The following is an 18429-nucleotide window of genomic DNA, read 5'->3' as shown; positions in this document are numbered from 1 at the left end:
AGACCTTCTCAGGAAAAACTATCAATCGGTACAAAAAAAGCACCTCATGAGGTGCTTTTCTTACAGAAATGTGCTTAGTATTGCATTAACGTTAAAACATCATAGTTGTCTAATTTTTCGCGGCCATCTAAATACGTAAGCTCGATTAAGAATGCAATACCCGCTACAACACCGCCAAGATCTTCGACAAGTTTGATTGTCGCTTCAATTGTACCACCTGTTGCAAGAAGGTCATCCGTAATTAATACACGTTGTCCTGGTTTGATTGCATCCTTGTGGATTGTTAGAACATCTTTCCCGTATTCTAAGCCGTAATCCACTTTGATTACTTCGCGTGGAAGCTTTCCTTCTTTACGTACAGGAGCAAAGCCTACTCCAAGTGCGTAAGCAACTGGACAACCGATAATAAATCCACGTGCTTCTGGTCCAACGATTAGATCAACTGATTTGTCTTTTGCATAAGCCATAATTTGATCTGTTGCATAACGGTATGCATCACCGTTGTCCATCAGCGTAGTGATATCTTTAAATCTAATCCCTGGTTTTGGCCAGTCTTCTACAATTGTTACATATTGCTTTAAATCCATTATTTTGTTGCCTCCTCATTAATTGACGCACGCTTAAAAACCTGTTCAAACACACTTTTCAAATGTGCATATGATGTATAAAGAAAGTTTTTTTCAATTTGAATGTGCTCTTGTTTGTGACGAAAAGTCACAGATTCTATTAAATCACGTTTTGGACTATTTTTCATCAATGAAATCAGACCATTTTCTATTGTAACAAATTCTAGCTCAAAAAACACCTGTGACATGAAGTCGATCGTATCTTTTGTCCAGCCTTTGTAAATAGCAAGCTCTTCTTTATAACGTTTTAGATCGAATGGACTCTTTTTTGTTAGAAACGCGTAATACCATTTAAAATGCTCACGCGTTGGAATCGTATCAAAGAAATGATTCTCAGCCGTAAAGAAAATCGCATAGATACGGGCCGGCACACGACCTGCAAACAAGCCTTCGATCAGTTCAGAAGACGTTGGCAGATCTAGTAGCACGATCGTCTCATCCTCTACAGATACTTGCTTCGCTTCGTCTACGCTTTGAACAAGCACAATTTGATCACGATAGGCTTGAAGGGCTGCGTGTGTCAGCGTCTCCTCTGAGAACGCAAGTAGCGTCATCTTCTCGTGATACGTGGAATGGAAGAATCGTGCAGGGTCGCGTAGACCGCGAAGATCAAACAACTGCCAATCATTAACAGCCATATCCTCGATCATAAGCTGTGGCTTACGAATATTATTCCACTCATTAATATTTAATTCCCCAATTAATGAGATTTCTGCAAGTGGTGAAATATCTTCATATAAATAACCAAAACCAAAGCCAATCGCATCAAGCGCTTGTCCATTGTCTTCAATTACAAGCTTCATATGTGTTTGGTCCGCGCCAATTTTTCGAATCGATTGGATCGCTGACGGTGCAATCGCTACTTTCGGTTTTGGATTGTTCATCCCAAACGGAGCCATGAGCTGAAGCTGTTCAATCGCTTCAATTGTCACGTCTTCTACTTTACATGAAACATCAATCGACGTAACGGGAATAAAATCTTCATCACTTAACACTTCTTTTGCCAGTTGATTTAGACGTTCGCGAAGCTCCGCTATGTCTTCAAGTTTCAACGTCATCCCTGCTGCCATTGGATGTCCACCGAAGTGAGGCAAAATCTCACGACAGGTTGATAAGTTCGCAAATAGATCAAACCCAGCGATACTCCGTGCCGAGCCTTTTGCCACGCCCTTTTCATGATCCTCGCTCAGAACGATGGTCGGACGATAAAAGCGATCAACCAAACGAGAGGCGACAATTCCGATTACACCTGCGTTCCAGCCCTCACCTGTAATGACGAGAACAGCATTTTCAGAAGGTGGGTAAATCTCTTCCACTTTTCGAATGGCTTCTTCTGTAATTTCATTCACTAACGCTTGACGTTCCTTATTTAAGCGATCAATTTCCTCCGCTAAAAGAAAGGCCTCTTCTTCATTTTGGGACATGATCAGTTCAACAGCAGGATCAGCATCTTGAAGACGACCGACCGCATTAATACGTGGTGCGAGTGCAAAACCAATGGAATCCTCCGTCAGCTCTTGTTGCTTCACGTTACATACTTTAAAAAGAGCCTTCAGTCCAGGTCGCTGTGAATACGCTAGACGCTTTAAGCCTTTTTTTGCAATCAAACGATTCTCACCCGTTAGCGGTACCAAGTCGGCGATTGTCCCAATAACTGCGAGCTCTAATAAATGCTCCGGTACTTCACCAAGTAACGCATGAGCAAGTTTAAAGGCAACCCCCACCCCTGCTAGATGACCAAAAGGATAATGACTGCCAGGCTTCTTCGGATGTAAAATTGCATAGCAGGAAGGCAAAATAGGGCCTGGTTCATGGTGGTCCGTAATAATGAGATCAAACGCAAGCCCCTCTGCTACCTGTGCCTCGTGAACAGCGGAAATCCCTGTATCAACCGTAATGACTAGCGTGTAGCCCTGCTCGTCAATAAAACGAAAAGCCTCTTCATTCGGACCATATCCTTCCGAAAAGCGGTTGGGGATGTAAAAATCCACATCCGCTCCAAGCTGTTGCAACGCCGTCAACATAACCGATGTACTTGTTACCCCATCAGCATCGTAATCTCCGTAAATCATAATCTTTTCGTTGTTTTCAATCGCTTTATGAATACGTTCTACAGCGCGATCCATTCCGTCTAATAGAAACGGATCGTGAAAAGATTGATTCTCTATATTTAAGAACTGTGAGGCAGATTCTTTTGTCGTCATGCCACGGTTAATCAGCAACGAGGCGATTAAAGGTGGAATATTTAAATCCTTTGCTAAGTTTTCTACTGCTTCGTTATTTGGTTGTTGGATGTTCCAACGCCTTTTTGATTTTAGCATGCTTTCACCTCTTTTTCTGTCAGTTCCCGAGCAATAAGAACCCCACTTCACTCACGCAAAGTGGGGAACGGTGCTCGAGAATTCCCGGTCCATTGCTTCACTATTAGATCCTTTTTATCTCTAATAGAAGTTACACCTCATTATACTAAAGGGATTTAACTTGAGCAATCGCAAGCACCTCTGCAGAAAAAGGAGCCCCTTCATAAAAAGCTTCCATAAAAAAGAGGACCCACTTAAACGTGAATCCTCTCGTGACGCTTATTTTTTCTTTTCAATTGGTTTTAAAAGCTCTGTTCCATTTCCGAAAAGCTGCTTTTTCTTCCAAACTAACCAAAGCTGAGCGGCAATAAATAATGATGAATATGCCCCCATGATAAGCCCTACTAATAAGGCGATAGAGAAGTTTGTTAGTGAGCTGCTTCCGAATAAAAGGAGCGCTACAACCGTGATGATAACGGTTAATACCGTATTAATCGAACGCGTAAATGTTTCACGCAGGCTTCGGTTTACGATATACGTTAAGTCATCTGGTGTTCTAATTGGATCGTTCTTCATATGCTCACGAATACGGTCAAAGCTTACGATCGTATCGTTAATCGAGTAACCGATAATCGTAAGAACGGCGGCAATGAAGTTCAGATCTACTTCCAACCTTGTTAAACTAAAGAATGTGACGATCAAGAACGCATCATGCAATAAGGCAATGACGGCTGCAAGCGCCATGTAGAACTCAAAGCGGAACGTTACATAAATGATGATCCCGATTGACGCAATGATAACCGCTAAGATGGCATTACGTGCAAGCTCTTTACCAACGGCTGGTGATACGGTACTGATACTTGGCTCTGAACCATATTTTTTATCAAAATAATCTTTCACATCCGCCACTTTGTCTTTCGGGAATGCTCCGATAAAACGAGCACGAGCGCCTTTGCTGTCTTTACCTGCTAACACCACGTCATCAGTTTCTAAACCAAGCGATTTAAAATCATCCTTCAATACTTCTGCTGTCAGTGGTTTATTGCTTTCTACTTGCACGAGCGTCCCACTCGTAAAGTCAACGGCTAGATTTAGCTTGAGCGTCAGTAACAGTACAATTCCTGCTACTGTTAAAAGTCCTGAGAAGATAAAGAATGCTTTACGGAATTTCACAAAATCAATAAAGTCCCAACGAGTTGGAATGCGAAGATTTCCGTTGTCTTTCCCAAGGTCTTGGATGTCTGATTTTCGAACACCAAAATAACCTGGCTTTTTATTAAGCGCACGGCTATTCACCCATAGTGCTAATAAGAAACGTGTTCCATAAACAGCTGTGATAAATGTAGCTAAAATACTGATGATCAGCATTGTTGCAAATCCTTTTACCGAGCTGTTTCCGTATACGAACATAACGATCGCTGCTAAAATCGTCGTTAAGTTAGCATCTAAGATTGTCGCGAAAGAGCGACGGTTCCCCGCACGGAACGCTGACATAACAGACTTACCAGATTTCAGCTCGTCCTTAATCCGCTCGTACGAAATAATGTTGGCATCAACAGCCATCCCGACCCCTAGGATAAGGGCTGCAATTCCTGGAAGTGTTAAGACTGCATTCATCCAGTCAAACACAACAAGAATCAAATAAATGTATGCACTTAATGTAATAACGGCAATTAATCCTGGTAGACGGTAGAAGAATAGCATGAATAAGAAAATAACGGCTACCCCAATAAGTCCTGCTAAAATCGTATCATGCATCGCCTCTTGACCGAATTTCGCGCCAACAGATGTTGAATAAATCTCATCTAATTGTACAGGCAAAGCACCTGCGTTTAATAGCTTCGCTAGCTGAGTTGCACTTGAAACCGTGAACCCACCTCCGCTAATGCTTACATCGTTTGTATCTAATACTTGGCTAACAGAAGCCGCCGATAGATACTTTGGATTCGGTTTCACAGCTTCTTTTTGATAGGAATCTTTTCCTTGTTCAAAGTCTAACCAAATCACAAGCAGGTTTTTACCCTGACCCATGTTTAAAATTTGCTGTGTTACTTTTTTGAATTTCTTTGCATCTTTTAGCTTTAGTGCGACGCTTGGACGATTATTTTGATCGTATGAAAGCTTTGCACCATTTTGAGCCAAATCTGTTCCATCCATTAACACTTTGTCATTTACATCACGAAATGTTAACTTAGCTTGTGTAGATAAAATATCACGTGCTTTTTGCTGATTCTTAACACCAGCTAATTGAACACGAATGCGATCCTTACCTTCAATTTGAATGTTTGGTTCGCTAACCCCTAACACGTTGACACGTTGTTCTAAGGCTTGTACTGTACTTTTTAGTGCATTGTCGTTGATGACGTCACCCTTTTTGGCTGGCTTTACTTTGTACAGAACCTCAAAGCCACCCTGAAGGTCGAGACCCAACTTAATATCCTTCGTGATGTTAGAGACTGTTGCCCCTATAAGTCCAAATAAGACTATAGTTATGAGAAAAAAAGCAACAATCCGTCCTTTTTTTACCATCAGAAAAAGTTCCTCCTTCATTATGTAAGCAAAAAAATGCTAAAATACCTGAGACTAAAAAAACAGAAAAGTGCATTAACATTCCTATTATCATGGATAAGCAAGGCTCTGTCAAATAAAGGTCAAAGCTTTAAGAAAATAAATCGCTCAAGTCACCCAAGTCGCTCATCTTAGTGCTAGCACTGCTTTTAAATGACTCCATCGTCATGTAATTCATAACATCGCTTATTTTGGTAGATAGTACGTCATTAACAGCTTGGTAAAGCGGTGGAACAGCCTTTTCTTTCTTCCACTTTTTATTACACAAAAACGACCAAATCTCCTCAAATTCTACGTGACCATACCCAAACAGCTTAAATTCCTCTACCTTACTTTGAATGACCGGCAAAAGCCGTTTGTAATCTTCTTCGTACATCGGCATCCTTATTCACACCTCATTATTTTTATTATTCAAAAAATACATCCTGTGATAACTTGTCATGCTTGGTCATACTTGGTGCATATAAGTATTGTATAAAATAATTTTTTGTTTGAGAAGGCAGGAATGATGCCATGTCTAAATTTTTACAGGGAACTATTGTATTAATCGTTGCAGGTCTTATTACGCGAGTACTTGGTTTTATTAACCGAGTTGTCCTTGCACGGGTCGTCGGAGAAGAAGGCGTAGGTCTTTATATGATGGTGATGCCTACTCTCTTTTTAGTCATGACCCTCACGCAGCTTGGCCTTCCTGTTGCGATTTCAAAACTCGTTGCAGAGGCAGAAGCTATTGGAGATCGGTCGAAAATCAAAAAAATTATCGTCGTCTCCTTGAGCATTACTTCGATACTTAGCGGCATTTTTACCGTCGCGCTGCTCATGTCTGCTTCTTTTATTTCACACAACCTTTTTACAGATGAACGAACGTATTATCCTCTTCTCGCCATTACCCCTGTTATTCCAATCATTGCGATCTCATCGGTTATTAGAGGATACTTCCAAGGTCTGCAGCAAATGAAGCCTGCTGCTTATTCACAAGTAATTGAGCAAGTCATTCGGATCACTTTAATTGCCGTTTGTACAAAAGCCTTTCTTCCGTACGGAGTTGAGTATGCAGCAGCAGGAGCAATGATCTCTGCCGTCATTGGTGAACTCGCTTCGCTCATTTACATGCTCTCGATGTTTAAGCTTAAGAAGAAAATTCGCATTCGTCGCCAGTTTCTCTCATCTGTTAAAGCAGGAAAAAACACGTTTCAAGACTTGATGAGAATTGCCCTGCCGACAACAGGGAGTCGCGCTATCGGATCGGTCGCCTGGTTTTTAGAACCAATCGTTGTTGCACAGAGCTTAGCTATTGCAGGAGTAACGGCAAGCATCGCTACAAAACAATATGGTGAGCTCACAGGTCTTGCGCTTCCCCTTCTAATGCTTCCATCATTTGTAACTGTCTCACTGTCCACATCGCTCGTTCCAGCAATTAGTGAGGCGTTAGCACAGAACAAACAAAAGCAGATTGAATACCAACTACATCAAGCTCTTCGCCTTTCATTCGTGACAGGTGGACTATCCGTCGTCGTTCTTTATGTATTCGCGGAACCGCTCATGACGCTTATGTATGGAAATGCAAATGCCGCGGTGTTCGTAAAAGTGATGGCACCCTTTTTTATTTTTTATTATTTTCAAGGACCGCTGCAAGCCGTTCTACAAGCTCTTGATTTGGCAAGGGCTGCGATGATTAACAGCTTTGTCGGCGCATTTATTAAAACTGGCTTGATTTTTCTACTAGCCACTCGTCCTTCCTTTGGCATTATGGGTGCCGCACTCGCCATTGTAGTTGGGATTCTTCTTGTTACCTTGCTTCACTTAGCAACTGTCGTAAAGCGAATTTCGTATACATTTTATGTAAGAGATTATGTGAAGAGTTTTTTGGTGATGTTTGCCTCAGGGTATGCCGGACACTTTTCCTACATGCATTTCTTTCATACTCAACCGCTCTCTGTACGCACACTAGCAAGCATCGTCTTCACTTCCCTTCTCTATTTGCTACTCCTAGTGTGCTTGAAGCTCGTAACAAAAGAAGAGCTCAAACGCTTTAACGTTTTTCGACGCTTCATCAAAAGATGAGGACTAGGGGAATCCCCCTAGTCCTCATCTTTTGTATCAATATAAAAGGTTCCTTGGTCAAAGCTACAGTATGAAATACTTGATAAGCTGAAGTAACCTCTTTGCGCTAATTCTTTTTGCAACCATTCAACGGTTCGATGTTCTCTCTCTAGATGATGATGCTGAACTTCCCCGTCTAAAATAAAGGGCAAATTCAACGACGGCGTTTTCTTTTTCGATTGCTTCGTATCTTTTTTGAACACCGAGAGCTTTCCAGAAGGTTCTAATATGGCAAATTCAACGTCCGCCATATTTTTAATATCTTTTTCTCTGAGCTGGGTCATCAAATCATTAAAATTATAGCGCTGTTTTTTCATTTCTTTTTCGTTAATTTTGCCGTTATCAACAATGATGGTTGGCTTTCCGTCCACCCATTCTCGAACGCGCTGACTGCGAAGAGAAATAATCGCTAATACGATTTGAATAATCAGCAAAATCACCATTGGTAAAATCGTATGAAAGATGGGATCATCCGTATTTTCAATGGCCATGACGGCCATTTCTGCAATCATAATAAACACCACTAAATCAAGAATACTTAGCTCACCAATTTCTCTTTTTCCCATTAAGCGAAAAATAATGACGATGGCAATATATAAAATCACAGTTCGAATTGAAATACTGAGAAGTTCCATGGTGACCTCCTAGACGCACATTTTCATTGCCTTTTATTTTGTGCAATGTGTCTAAAAACATGACTTGAAAATTTTGCTTCTATTTTTGTCCATTTGGGAATATGCTCGTACTAGTAGAGATATAAAGTGTCCTCTAAAACGTAACGTCTCTCATATGTTCTATACACCGAACGTCACATCTAGAGGATAAAGGGGGAGCTTATTATGGAAGCCAAACGGTTACTAATGGCTATTGTTGTAGGTGTGACTACAATCTTCGCAATTGCAGTTCTGACGAGTCTTATTTTGTCTCTCATTTTAAAATTTACTTCTCTTGAAGAGTCTTCCATGAAATGGGCAATTTTGATTATTTCATTTTTATCTGTGTTCATTGGGGGATTTGTTGCAGGAGGCAAAGGAAAAGCAAAAGGTTGGCTTTTAGGAGCTGTCACAGGTTTTCTTTATTCATTTGTCGTATTTTTGATTCAATTTCTTGGCTACAGCCAGTCATTCTCATCCAAACAAATGCTGTTTCATCTTGGTTTTTTAGGAATCGCTGTGCTAGGTGGCATGATGGGAGTCAACTTAACGTCTTCACGGCAATCGGCATAAAAAAAAGCAGCGGTTTTCATGATCCGCTGCTTTTTCTTATGCTTCTGTACGTTTCTCACGAATCGCAGGACGATCGAATGTTAGCATAGTGTTACCTGCTTTAATGACAACTTTGCTTTCGTCGATTGATTCGATAATGCCGTGAAGGCCACCGATTGTCACAATCTTGTCCCCTTTTTGAAGGCTAGATTGCATGTTTTGAACGTTCTTTTGTCTTTTTTGCTGCGGACGGATTAGCAAGAAATAGAAAATAACAACCATTGCTAAAATCGGCCATAACTGAAGTAAGTTTTGCATATGTTACTCCTCCTTTTTCGTATGTATTGAATATAAATAAACGGCTGCCCGGTGCACAGAGTCTCCGAGCAACCATTCAGATATAAATATTCACATCATTACATGCTTAGAAATTCTTCGCATTCGGCTTATTGAAGCCATATTTCTCGAAAAACTCTTCGCGGAAATCACCTAAACGATCTTCACGAATCGCTTCACGCACTTGCTCCATTAAGTTTAACAGAAAATATAAATTATGGTAAGACGTTAGACGAATACCAAACGTTTCATCACAACGAATTAAGTGACGAATGTACGCTCTAGAATAATTACGGCACGTATAGCAGTCGCAATTTTCATCTAACGGACGGAAGTCTTCTGCGTATTTCGCATTTTTCACGACTAAACGTCCTTCGCTTGTCATGAGTGTACCGTTGCGTCCAATTCTCGTTGGAAGCACGCAGTCAAACATATCAATCCCGCGAATTGCACCATCGATCAATGAATCTGGTGTCCCTACGCCCATTAAGTAACGAGGCTTATTCGTTGGAAGGAATGGCGTTGTGAATTCAAGAACGCGGTTCATCACGTCTTTCGGTTCACCTACTGATAGTCCCCCTACTGCATACCCTGGGAAATCAAGTGAAACAAGGTCTGACGCACTTTGTCTACGTAAGTCCTCATACTCTCCACCTTGAACAATTCCAAATAACCCTTGATCTTCCGGACGACCGTGTGCTTTTAAGCAACGTTCTGCCCAGCGGCTCGTGCGCTCAACAGATGATTTCATGTAATCATATTCCGCTGGATATGGTGGACATTCATCGAACGCCATCATGATATCGGAACCGAGCGCATTTTGAATTTCCATTGCTTTTTCAGGCGATAAGAAAAGCTTGTCTCCGTTTAAATGATTACGGAAGTGCACGCCTTCTTCTTCAATACGACGGAAATCGCTTAGGCTGAACACTTGGAAGCCGCCAGAATCCGTTAAAATCGGACGATCCCAGTTCATGAACTTGTGCAGACCGCCAGCCTGTTTCACAATATCATGCCCCGGACGAAGCCACAAGTGATACGTGTTGCTTAAGATGATTTTTGCGCCCATTTGCTTTAGCTCTTCCGGAGACATTGTCTTTACCGTTGCAAGCGTACCAACTGGCATAAATGTTGGTGTTTCAAATGAACCGTGAGGAGTGTGAACAATCCCAAGACGAGCTCCGGTTTGTTTACACGTTTTAATAAGTTCATATCTAATTGCTGTCATAAACATGGATTCCTTTCCTGCTACCTAAAATTCGAATGAGCTCTTAAAGAGCCCGTACTCATCGTTAAATGATTAACATCGCATCGCCAAAGCTAAAGAAGCGATAGCGTTCCTCTACGGCTGTGTTGTACGCATGTAGAATGTTTTCTCTGCCCGCTAAGGCGCTCACAAGCATCACAAGCGTTGATTTTGGAAGGTGGAAGTTTGTAATCATTCCACTAATTCCTTTAAACTCATAGCCAGGGAAAATAAAAATGCTTGTCCAGCCAGAGGACGCTACAAACTTGCCGTCATGTGCCGTTGCGATCGTTTCAAGCGTACGAGTGGACGTCGTTCCGACAGAGACGATACGACCGCCTTCTTCTTTCACTTTATTTAAAAGTGCGGCTGTTCCTTCACTCATTTGATAAAACTCCGCGTGCATGTCATGATCTTCAATCGTATCCGCACTTACTGGTCGGAACGTTCCAAGCCCTACATGAAGGGTAATGAATGCAACGTGTACACCTTTTTGCTTAATTTTTTCAAGAAGTTCTTCTGTAAAATGAAGACCTGCCGTTGGAGCGGCTGCAGAGCCTTCCTCACGCGCATATACCGTTTGATAACGTTCACGGTCATCTAGACGCTCTTTAATGTAAGGAGGTAGCGGCATTTCCCCTAGCTGCTCTAGAATTTCATAGAAAATACCTTCGTATTTGAACTCCAGATGACGACCGCCCTGGTTGCCTTCTCGCGTACAAACGGCAGTCAAACGACCGTCACCAAATGTAATCGTTGTTCCTACTTTAATACGGCGAGCTGGTTTGACAAGTGTCTCCCACTCATTTCCTTCTTCTTGCTTCAGCAATAAAACTTCAACATTCGCACCTGTTTCATCCTTTGTACCGAACAAACGGGCTGGAAGAACACGCGTATCGTTTAACACAAGACAATCGCCTTCATTTAAGTGCTCAATAATATTATGAAAGTGCTCATGATGAAGTTCGCCTGTTTCTTTATTTACAACCATAAGTCTTGATGCATCACGCTTTTCTAGCGGTGTTTGCGCAATTAACTCTTCTGGAAGATTGAAATCAAATAAATCTATTTTCATTTTGCTTCACCTGTTTCTAATATGCTAAATTACTTAAAACGATTAATCACGTAAAAAATCAATGATAAGACAATACTAATTACAATCGAGGTGACAATCGGAAAATAAAAGGTCGTATTGCCCTTTTTGATTAAAATATCACCCGGAAGCTTTCCAATAAAGTGGAGAAGAAAACCAATCACAAGAAGCAGGGCACCTAGTCCCATCAACAGCTTTGGCAGCTCACTCACACTTCTGGCACCTCCATTTTAAAATGTTCATAGACAAGCGGCGTCACCATACGTCCACGCGGCGTACGCTGTAAGAAGCCAATTTGGAGCAGATACGGTTCATACACATCCTCGATGGTATGAGACTCTTCCCCAATCGTGGCCGAAATAGTATCTAATCCTACCGGACCACCTCGGAATTTTTCAATAATCCCTCTTAATAATTTATGGTCAATATGATCAAGACCTAAACGGTCTACCTGTAAAAGATCTAATGCTTCACTCGCTAACGAAAGGGTAATCGAACCGTCTCCCTTTACTTGGGCAAAGTCACGAACTCTTCGTAAAATACGATTGGCGATCCTTGGCGTTCCCCTCGCACGTCTAGCAATTTCAAATGCCGCCGGCTTTTCAATCTCAACTTGGAGAATGGAAGACGTACGCTCGACAATCGAGGCAAGCTCAGATGCCTCGTAATACTCCAAGCGACTAAGTACACCGAATCGGTCTCTCAGTGGAGAAGATAAAAGTCCTGCTCTTGTCGTCGCTCCTACCAATGTAAAAGGTGGCAAATCTAAACGAACAGAGCGAGCACTTGGGCCTTTTCCGATCACGATATCGAGACAAAAATCCTCCATCGCAGGATAAAGGACCTCCTCAACCGTGCGAGGAAGTCGGTGGATTTCATCGATAAACAGCACATCACCTGGCTCTAGGCTTGTTAAAATAGCTGCCAAGTCTCCAGGGCGCTCAATTGCAGGTCCTGACGTTGTCCGGAGCTGTACCCCCATCTCATTTGCAATAACCGCTGCAAGCGTCGTTTTCCCAAGTCCTGGAGGTCCATAGAGCAACACATGATCGAGCGTTTCTTCACGAAGCTTCGCGGCTTTAATAAAGATGTCTAAATGGGACTTCACCTTTTCTTGGCCTAGATATTGATGAAGCGTTTGTGGTCGAAGCGTTTGCTCTAACAGCTCTTCCTCTTGAAGGGCATCACCAGTTACGATTCGATCATCCATCTCATCACCCCTTTTGGGTTATTTTAACAACTTCTGTAAAGCTGCTTTGATATATTGATCTGTCGTTAATGATTGTTTCTCAAGATCTGGCATAATCTTTTTAATTTCTTTTTCGGCATAGCCAAGTACTTTTAACGCCTCAACCGCTTCATCAAGAGCTTCTGGCGCCTTTGCTACAGCCTCTTGCTGATCAAAATCAGCGAATAGCCCTGACATCACATCTGGCACAACATCATGAAGCTTGCCTTTTAAATCAAGAATCATCTGACGAGCCGTTTTCTTTCCTACACCTGGAAACTTCACTAAAAACTTTTCGTCTTCTTCTTCAATCGCCTGCACAACTTGTCCTGGATCACCTGAAGCTAAAATAGCTAACGCGCCTTTTGGACCAATACCAGAAACGCTTAATAATTTATTAAAAAGACCTTTTTCTTCACGAGAGCGGAAGCCGTATAAAGCCATCGCATCTTCGCGAACATAGTGATGTGTATAAACCGTTTTTTTCTCCGTATCACTCACATGAAACGCGTACGGATTAGGCGTAAACACCTGATAGCCTATCTCATGGCTTTCTACTACTATATATTCCGGATTCACATATGTAATGATACCTTTTATATAATCGAACAACCGTTTCCTCTCCCTTAACAATGCTGATTACTATTTTAACATAATCAAGACAGAGAAAACATTACGATTCTATCATAAATAAGGAGAAAATGAGAACGGAAAGCATTTTGTAGGCGAACGCCGTATCTTTTCTCATGCAAAAAGGAGGGCGCTGAAATTCCCTCCCTTACGTTTTATGGTCAATGTGAATACGGCTTGTAGAAATTTAGCAACGCAAGATACTGATCCTTTGAATGAATACGAATACCATTCTGAAGTTGCTCATGCTGGCGGCTTTCGAGCTTATTGATATCCAACTGAAAAAATGACTGAATCACCTTTTGCTGTTGACTTGTCGGAACCCCTTCGTACACGGATAAAATCCCCTCTCCAGAAACGCCAAAATAGCCATTTGTCTTCAATAATGGAGAAATATCATCCACATGTGTTCGAAATATAAGCTCATCGTCAAATTCTGCTACTAAGCGCCATTCCTTGTATTCACTTACTGCAGTCTCTTTCGTTATATTCTTCTGCTCAATTTCCTCCTCTCCGACTATTCCATCTAAATAAACGCGCTCTAGAAGAATGGTCGTTCGGTGCGGTTTTTCGTTTTCAGCTCCGTATACTGGATGACTAAAACCCATTAGAAAACTAATACATACGATTGTAAACATCCGATGAATGATTATCGCCACTCATCATCACCTCTTTATAAGATAATATCAATTGTAGTTTCACCTTATTTAGAAATTCTATCCATCCTAAGAAAATGCAAAAAAGCCGGCTAGATCACTTACTAGCCGGCTGTCAATTATTTATCGATGTCCATTTCCATTGACGTTTTGGTCAATGGATTCAAATAGTCCATTCATATTCGTATGAATGACATTATCTCGAAGACCTTTTTTCATATCTTGCTTCATTTGCTTCGCTTCATTATAAATGCGATCGTCTGCTTTTACGACAACCTGATACGGTTTGGTCATTGGGGCAATCGCATTTTTAACGTTTTTCTCGACGTTTGTTCGGTTCGTCTCATTTGTTTTAATAGCTACAAGGAGGCGATTTCCATTAAAAATAGCATGGGCATTTTTAACGCCCTTCACCTGTTCAGCTTTATTCTCAATTTGGCGGGCAGCTTTTCGCTCATCTGTTTTTGTTACAGGTGCTTTTACCACACTATCGTCAGAGGTATTAAGCGGACCTCTGTATTCTACATCCCTTGCTTTGTTGCTGTACGGATAGCCGTACGGACGGCTTTCGTTGGTAATCGTATCATGGTTACGATTATCATTTCCGTCATTTGCATATTCCACGTATTCCGCTACAGGCCCTTGTTTATGATCCACCAGACGCCCGTTTCCATCACGATCATTTTTTTCATTCGAATATACGCCGATTGGACTTGTGCGGTCACTGTAACGCTGTTCAGCGTTGTTTTGTGAATTACAAGCACTAAACCCAAGCATACATACCGCAGTTAATGATGTTATCACATACTTATTCAACGGTCATTCCCCCTATTCTGTTGAACGCACGGTGCGCTCCTTTATAGGGTGATATCTAGCAAGTCAGATTATTCTCTGCTCTACCGGTAACTTCTAAAAGATGAGGGAATGTTATGAAGAAGCAAGATGATATAACAGATCTTCCGCTAGGTTTAATCGATAATACACCTCCCATTTCGTATGAGCTTGTAGGGCTTGAATACGAGCAGGTGTATACTCTCCGGCTGAAATTTGATTCCACTCCCTAAGCAAATCCGTTGGAAATAGAAGGGCCGCTACGTAAAATGGATTCGTTTTCCATGAAGGAAAATGATCAAAAATTGAATCCAACGACCAGTCCACATAGCGTAAAAATCGGTGAGCAAGCTGCAGTTCATCGTAATCGCTCGATGAGATGAGAGCCAAATCAAAATCAATCAAACACATTTTTCCCTCGTTGATACGTAAAAAATTGTGTGAGGCTACGTCACCGTGCACAATCGTAAGCGTTTTGTTTTGATGCGTTTGATAATTTTCCATTAAATATAGCGATTGCTCAGACCAATGACAGAGCTGGTGCAATTCTTTAGGGGACAAAAATAATCTCAAGTGGGAAACCGAACGCTGAAATTGCAAAAAACGCTTGCTCCATTTATCCATAATGAATTGGGTAGGCAGCACGTCTTGAAATTCACTATGTAACGTTCCTCCTACGTGATGAAACGCGTTCAAAAGATGCGTCACGTCTCTTCGGTCTTTTAAAGACTTGTACATAATAGGACATGATGGATAATACGGCATCATCATCCAACAATACTTTTCACACGCTATTGTAGTCGCCTTATTCGGAAACTGTTCAAAATAAGCAAGCGACGAAAATCCTTCTTGATGGATACGCTCTAATACGTTAAAGAGGACATGTGCTTTTTGCTGTAGCTCGTATCCCTTCAACACTTTATACCCCATTGTTGTTTCGATAATATACACATTTTCTTTTATTCGTTTGTACGCCCTTGGTTCAATACCAGCTTGCTGCAAAGAAAATAAGAGGAGACGATTTTGAATCAAATCCTCTCCCTGGTCAAACAATTTAATCTTCGTCATCCTCGTACTCTGGGAATCCAAACAGTGCTGCTTCGTCTTCTCGCTGCGGGAAGTTTGGAACTCCCTGCTGCGGATAAGGCATGCCCTGCGGTGCATATGGAGCCCCTTGGTGTGGAAATGCTTGTGGGAATCCATATCCTTGCTGTGGATAAGCTGGTACGCCATATTGCGGTGCTGCATATGGCACTTGGAACGGTGCATACGGCTGTGGGCCTCCACATCCGCAGTCTGGTTGTTGCATAGGGTAACCTTGATAGCCATACTGTGGCTGTTGCTCTTGCCCACTATATGCTCCCATTACCTGAGGCTGAGGTGCATATGGCATCCCGTATGCTGGATAAGGCTGATGATACATTGGCGCTACTCCGTAAGGCTGATGATGATGATGTGCTCCGTGCATATGCTGCATCATTTTATGATACGCTTCTGAGCTTTCTGAGCTAGAGCTTTCTGATGACTCAACGTGATGCTCTGGATGGAAGCCTGCAGGCATGACAGCCGGCATCATTGGTGGATACATATACATCGGCGGTGCGCACGGGAAGCATGGGAAATAGTTAAATCCGCACCCTGGCAACACCGGACTTACCGGAAAACAAGGCTGAACAGGTGGCATCATGATTGGTTGCTCCACGCTCTCTGGGCTTTCCTTTTTTGGCGGCGGTGGTGGAGCTGGTGCTGCGTGCTGATCAATCTCCATGTTAACCGTATAATAATTATTAATATCAATTTCTGGATAAATCGGCTGAAGCTTTGGAAGCTTCGGCATTAAGTATTGCACAGGCGCTTCTTTTTTAGGTGCCTCTTTCACAGGCTGCTCCTTTTTAGGAGGCTGCTGGACAGGCATTTCTTTTTTAGGCATTTGATACGTTGGTGCCTGTGGAACCGGCTGTTCTTTTGGCTGTTGGTACGTTGGTTGCTGATACATGGGCTGTTGAGGTATTGGCTGTTGATACATAGGCTGTTCTTTCGGTGCAGACGGCGTGTGATCCATTTCAGTAGTAGGGTACGTTTTTGTTGTTTGATTATTATAAGGATGATCGTAAAGTGGCTTTTCTTTCTTCACGCTTACGTTTCCGGTTGGAACTTTAATTTTCATCCCCGGCATAATCATATCTGGATTACTCAATTGTGAGTTAGACTTTTTCAGCTCTTCAAAATCTACACCATACTTTTGCGCAATTTTCCAAAGGGTATCCCCTTTTTGAACGATATGGATTTTCAAGTCTTTTCCCTCCCGACTAGAAAGAATTACTAGACACTGTATGTCTACGTAATGGAATTGTTACTATTGGTTCATCACAACATATGCTTGGAAACTGAACTTTATTCATTGATAACCACCACTTCAAAAAAACAAGTTGCATCCTTCAACACATGCCACTTCTAATAAAAAAGATGATACCGCATCGTATCATCTTTTTTATTTATTATTAAATATGCTGAAGCATTCGTTCTAATGCACGAATTGCTTCATGACTTGTTTTTTTGTCGACGGTAATTTGATTTGTAATTTTTCCTTGTTCCACGTTTTCCAATGCCCATAACAAATGAGGAAGATCGATTCGATTCATTGTTAAGCACGGACACATGTGAGGGTTTAGTGACAAAATCGTTTTATCGGGATGATTTTGTTTAATCCTGTTCACTAAGTTCATTTCCGTACCGATGGCCCACGCTGTTCCCGGGTCTGCCTTGTTAATTGTATCAATAATATATTTTGTTGATCCCGCATAGTCAGAGATGGCTACAACCTCGTGATGACATTCTGGATGAACGATCACATTCATCTCTGGATCAGTCTTTCGAATATCATGAACGTTTTGCAACGTAAAATTTTCATGTACGGAACAGTGGCCCTTCCATAAAATAACCTTGATATCTTCAAGTGGACAGAGCGCTTCAAGCTTATGACCAATTGGGTCCCATATTGCCATTTGTGTCAACGGAATGCCTAAATCGTAGGCCGTATTCCGCCCTAGGTGCTGATCAGGTAAAAATAAAATGCGCTCCTTTTGCTCGAATGCCCACTGAACCATCTTCTTTGCATTCGAAGACGTCACCGTTACTCCCGCGTGTTCACCTACGAATGCTTTAATATCTGCGGTTGAATTCACATAGGTTAACGGAATGATTGTGTCGCCAAATAGATGCATGAGTTCTGTCCATGCCCTTCTTGTTTGCTCCATATTTGCCATATCAGCCATTGAACAACCTGCTCTCATATCTGGCAAGATCACGACCTGGTCCTTTTCTGTTAAAATATCTGCGGTTTCGGCCATAAAATGAACGCCGCAAAATACAATCGTCTCTGCTTTCCGATTTTTAGCCGCAATTTGGGCAAGTTCCAATGAATCTCCGGCAAAGTCGGCAAATTGATACACTTCTTCTTTTTGATAATGATGACCTAAAATAAGAAGCTTTTCCCCCATGCTTTCTTTGATTTCTCGCACTCGCTGCTCCATGTCGTTCACGTTCATCGTTTTGTATTGCTCCGGTAGTGTCTCGTTGCGAGACCACGTATCTAAAATACTCATTC

Annotated in this window: 18 protein-coding genes; 2 read left to right on the top strand and 16 right to left on the bottom strand. The window is 41.8% G+C overall.

Features of this window, described 5'->3' with window-relative positions:
* Positions 1-74: 74 nt before the first annotated feature.
* From AMD01_RS08800 to AMD01_RS08785, 4 genes are all read right to left on the bottom strand, one after another.
* Complete coding sequence (locus tag AMD01_RS08800) at positions 75-587, bottom strand: adenine phosphoribosyltransferase (RefSeq protein ID WP_053401015.1); 513 nt, start codon at positions 585-587, stop codon at positions 75-77.
* Complete coding sequence (recJ, locus tag AMD01_RS08795; protein ID WP_053401014.1) at positions 587-2947, bottom strand: single-stranded-DNA-specific exonuclease RecJ; 2361 nt, start codon at positions 2945-2947, stop codon at positions 587-589. The genes AMD01_RS08800 and recJ overlap by 1 nt, the downstream gene beginning before the upstream one ends.
* A 258-nt stretch (positions 2948-3205) precedes the next feature.
* Positions 3206-5455 carry a protein translocase subunit SecDF gene (secDF, locus tag AMD01_RS08790; RefSeq protein ID WP_053401013.1) on the bottom strand — a complete coding sequence of 750 codons (2250 nt, stop codon included), beginning with the start codon at positions 5453-5455 and terminating at the stop codon, positions 3206-3208.
* 130 nt (positions 5456-5585) lie between these two features.
* Entirely contained in the window at positions 5586-5876 is a 291-nt protein-coding gene (locus AMD01_RS08785) for a post-transcriptional regulator (protein WP_053401012.1), read from the bottom strand.
* A gap of 131 nt (positions 5877-6007) precedes the next feature.
* Here AMD01_RS08785 and spoVB point away from each other — a divergent pair, with 131 nt between their 5' ends.
* Positions 6008-7558 carry a stage V sporulation protein B gene (gene spoVB / locus AMD01_RS08780; RefSeq protein ID WP_053401011.1) on the top strand — a complete coding sequence of 517 codons (1551 nt, stop codon included), beginning with the start codon at positions 6008-6010 and terminating at the stop codon, positions 7556-7558.
* Between the two features lie 17 nt (positions 7559-7575).
* Here the strand turns inward: spoVB and AMD01_RS08775 are convergent, their stop codons facing one another.
* Positions 7576-8232: a DUF421 domain-containing protein gene (locus tag AMD01_RS08775; protein WP_053401010.1), complete on the bottom strand. Its 657-nt coding sequence runs from the start codon at positions 8230-8232 to the stop codon at positions 7576-7578.
* A gap of 204 nt (positions 8233-8436) precedes the next feature.
* On the opposite strand from AMD01_RS08775, the gene AMD01_RS08770 reads away from it, so the two are divergent.
* A complete protein-coding gene (locus AMD01_RS08770) occupies positions 8437-8823 on the top strand; it encodes a TIGR04086 family membrane protein (protein WP_053401009.1) in 387 nt (128 codons plus the stop codon).
* 36 nt (positions 8824-8859) lie between these two features.
* Here AMD01_RS08770 and yajC read toward each other — a convergent pair whose 3' ends face one another.
* The 11 genes from yajC to nadA form a co-directional block, all read right to left on the bottom strand.
* The gene (gene yajC / locus AMD01_RS08765) at positions 8860-9120 is read right to left on the bottom strand and encodes a preprotein translocase subunit YajC (RefSeq protein ID WP_053401008.1); all 261 of its coding nucleotides are present in this window, start codon (positions 9118-9120) and stop codon (positions 8860-8862) included.
* Positions 9121-9226: 106 nt separating this feature from the next.
* On the bottom strand, positions 9227-10366 hold the full coding sequence (tgt, locus tag AMD01_RS08760; protein WP_053401058.1) for a tRNA guanosine(34) transglycosylase Tgt: 1140 nt from the start codon (positions 10364-10366) through the stop codon (positions 9227-9229).
* 64 nt (positions 10367-10430) lie between these two features.
* On the bottom strand, positions 10431-11459 hold the full coding sequence (gene queA, locus AMD01_RS08755; protein ID WP_053401007.1) for a tRNA preQ1(34) S-adenosylmethionine ribosyltransferase-isomerase QueA: 1029 nt from the start codon (positions 11457-11459) through the stop codon (positions 10431-10433).
* 29 nt (positions 11460-11488) lie between these two features.
* Positions 11489-11689, bottom strand: coding sequence for a DUF2905 domain-containing protein (locus AMD01_RS08750; RefSeq protein ID WP_053401006.1), 201 nt, complete (start codon positions 11687-11689; stop codon positions 11489-11491).
* Entirely contained in the window at positions 11686-12687 is a 1002-nt protein-coding gene (gene ruvB / locus AMD01_RS08745; RefSeq protein ID WP_053401005.1) for a Holliday junction branch migration DNA helicase RuvB, read from the bottom strand. The genes AMD01_RS08750 and ruvB overlap by 4 nt, the downstream gene beginning before the upstream one ends.
* An 18-nt stretch (positions 12688-12705) precedes the next feature.
* A complete protein-coding gene (ruvA, locus tag AMD01_RS08740; RefSeq protein ID WP_053401004.1) occupies positions 12706-13317 on the bottom strand; it encodes a Holliday junction branch migration protein RuvA in 612 nt (203 codons plus the stop codon).
* A 179-nt stretch (positions 13318-13496) separates the two neighbouring features.
* Positions 13497-13994: a BofC C-terminal domain-containing protein gene (locus AMD01_RS08735; protein ID WP_083446483.1), complete on the bottom strand. Its 498-nt coding sequence runs from the start codon at positions 13992-13994 to the stop codon at positions 13497-13499.
* Between the two features lie 120 nt (positions 13995-14114).
* Positions 14115-14807 carry a YhcN/YlaJ family sporulation lipoprotein gene (locus tag AMD01_RS08730; protein ID WP_053401003.1) on the bottom strand — a complete coding sequence of 231 codons (693 nt, stop codon included), beginning with the start codon at positions 14805-14807 and terminating at the stop codon, positions 14115-14117.
* Between the two features lie 111 nt (positions 14808-14918).
* Positions 14919-15890, bottom strand: coding sequence for a phosphotransferase (locus AMD01_RS08725; RefSeq protein WP_053401002.1), 972 nt, complete (start codon positions 15888-15890; stop codon positions 14919-14921).
* The gene (safA, locus tag AMD01_RS08720) at positions 15877-17115 is read right to left on the bottom strand and encodes a SafA/ExsA family spore coat assembly protein (protein WP_053401001.1); all 1239 of its coding nucleotides are present in this window, start codon (positions 17113-17115) and stop codon (positions 15877-15879) included. The genes AMD01_RS08725 and safA overlap by 14 nt, the downstream gene beginning before the upstream one ends.
* A gap of 208 nt (positions 17116-17323) precedes the next feature.
* Entirely contained in the window at positions 17324-18427 is a 1104-nt protein-coding gene (gene nadA / locus AMD01_RS08715) for a quinolinate synthase NadA (RefSeq protein ID WP_053401000.1), read from the bottom strand.
* Between the last annotated feature and the right edge of the window lie 2 nt (positions 18428-18429).

This window comes from Priestia koreensis (assembly GCF_001274935.1).
Classification (GTDB): domain Bacteria; phylum Bacillota; class Bacilli; order Bacillales; family Bacillaceae_H; genus Bacillus_AG; species Bacillus_AG koreensis.
Note: the sequence above shows the minus strand (reverse complement) of the source record. Positions and strands in the feature narration are given on the sequence as shown.

What these genes read in the sequence shown, in the direction of transcription:
- recJ (WP_053401014.1), bottom strand. Translation starts at nt 2,947, where the DNA reads ATGCTAAAATCAAAAAGGCGTTGGAACATCCAACAACCAAATAACGAA.
- secDF (WP_053401013.1), bottom strand. Translation starts at nt 5,455, where the DNA reads ATGGTAAAAAAAGGACGGATTGTTGCTTTTTTTCTCATAACTATAGTC.
- AMD01_RS08800 (WP_053401015.1), bottom strand. Translation starts at nt 587, where the DNA reads ATGGATTTAAAGCAATATGTAACAATTGTAGAAGACTGGCCAAAACCA.
- yajC (WP_053401008.1), bottom strand. Translation starts at nt 9,120, where the DNA reads ATGCAAAACTTACTTCAGTTATGGCCGATTTTAGCAATGGTTGTTATT.
- AMD01_RS08770 (WP_053401009.1), top strand. Translation starts at nt 8,437, where the DNA reads ATGGAAGCCAAACGGTTACTAATGGCTATTGTTGTAGGTGTGACTACA.
- tgt (WP_053401058.1), bottom strand. Translation starts at nt 10,366, where the DNA reads ATGACAGCAATTAGATATGAACTTATTAAAACGTGTAAACAAACCGGA.
- nadA (WP_053401000.1), bottom strand. Translation starts at nt 18,427, where the DNA reads ATGAGTATTTTAGATACGTGGTCTCGCAACGAGACACTACCGGAGCAA.
- AMD01_RS08725 (WP_053401002.1), bottom strand. Translation starts at nt 15,890, where the DNA reads ATGACGAAGATTAAATTGTTTGACCAGGGAGAGGATTTGATTCAAAAT.
- queA (WP_053401007.1), bottom strand. Translation starts at nt 11,459, where the DNA reads ATGAAAATAGATTTATTTGATTTCAATCTTCCAGAAGAGTTAATTGCG.
- AMD01_RS08785 (WP_053401012.1), bottom strand. Translation starts at nt 5,876, where the DNA reads ATGCCGATGTACGAAGAAGATTACAAACGGCTTTTGCCGGTCATTCAA.
- AMD01_RS08775 (WP_053401010.1), bottom strand. Translation starts at nt 8,232, where the DNA reads ATGGAACTTCTCAGTATTTCAATTCGAACTGTGATTTTATATATTGCC.
- spoVB (WP_053401011.1), top strand. Translation starts at nt 6,008, where the DNA reads ATGTCTAAATTTTTACAGGGAACTATTGTATTAATCGTTGCAGGTCTT.
- ruvB (WP_053401005.1), bottom strand. Translation starts at nt 12,687, where the DNA reads ATGGATGATCGAATCGTAACTGGTGATGCCCTTCAAGAGGAAGAGCTG.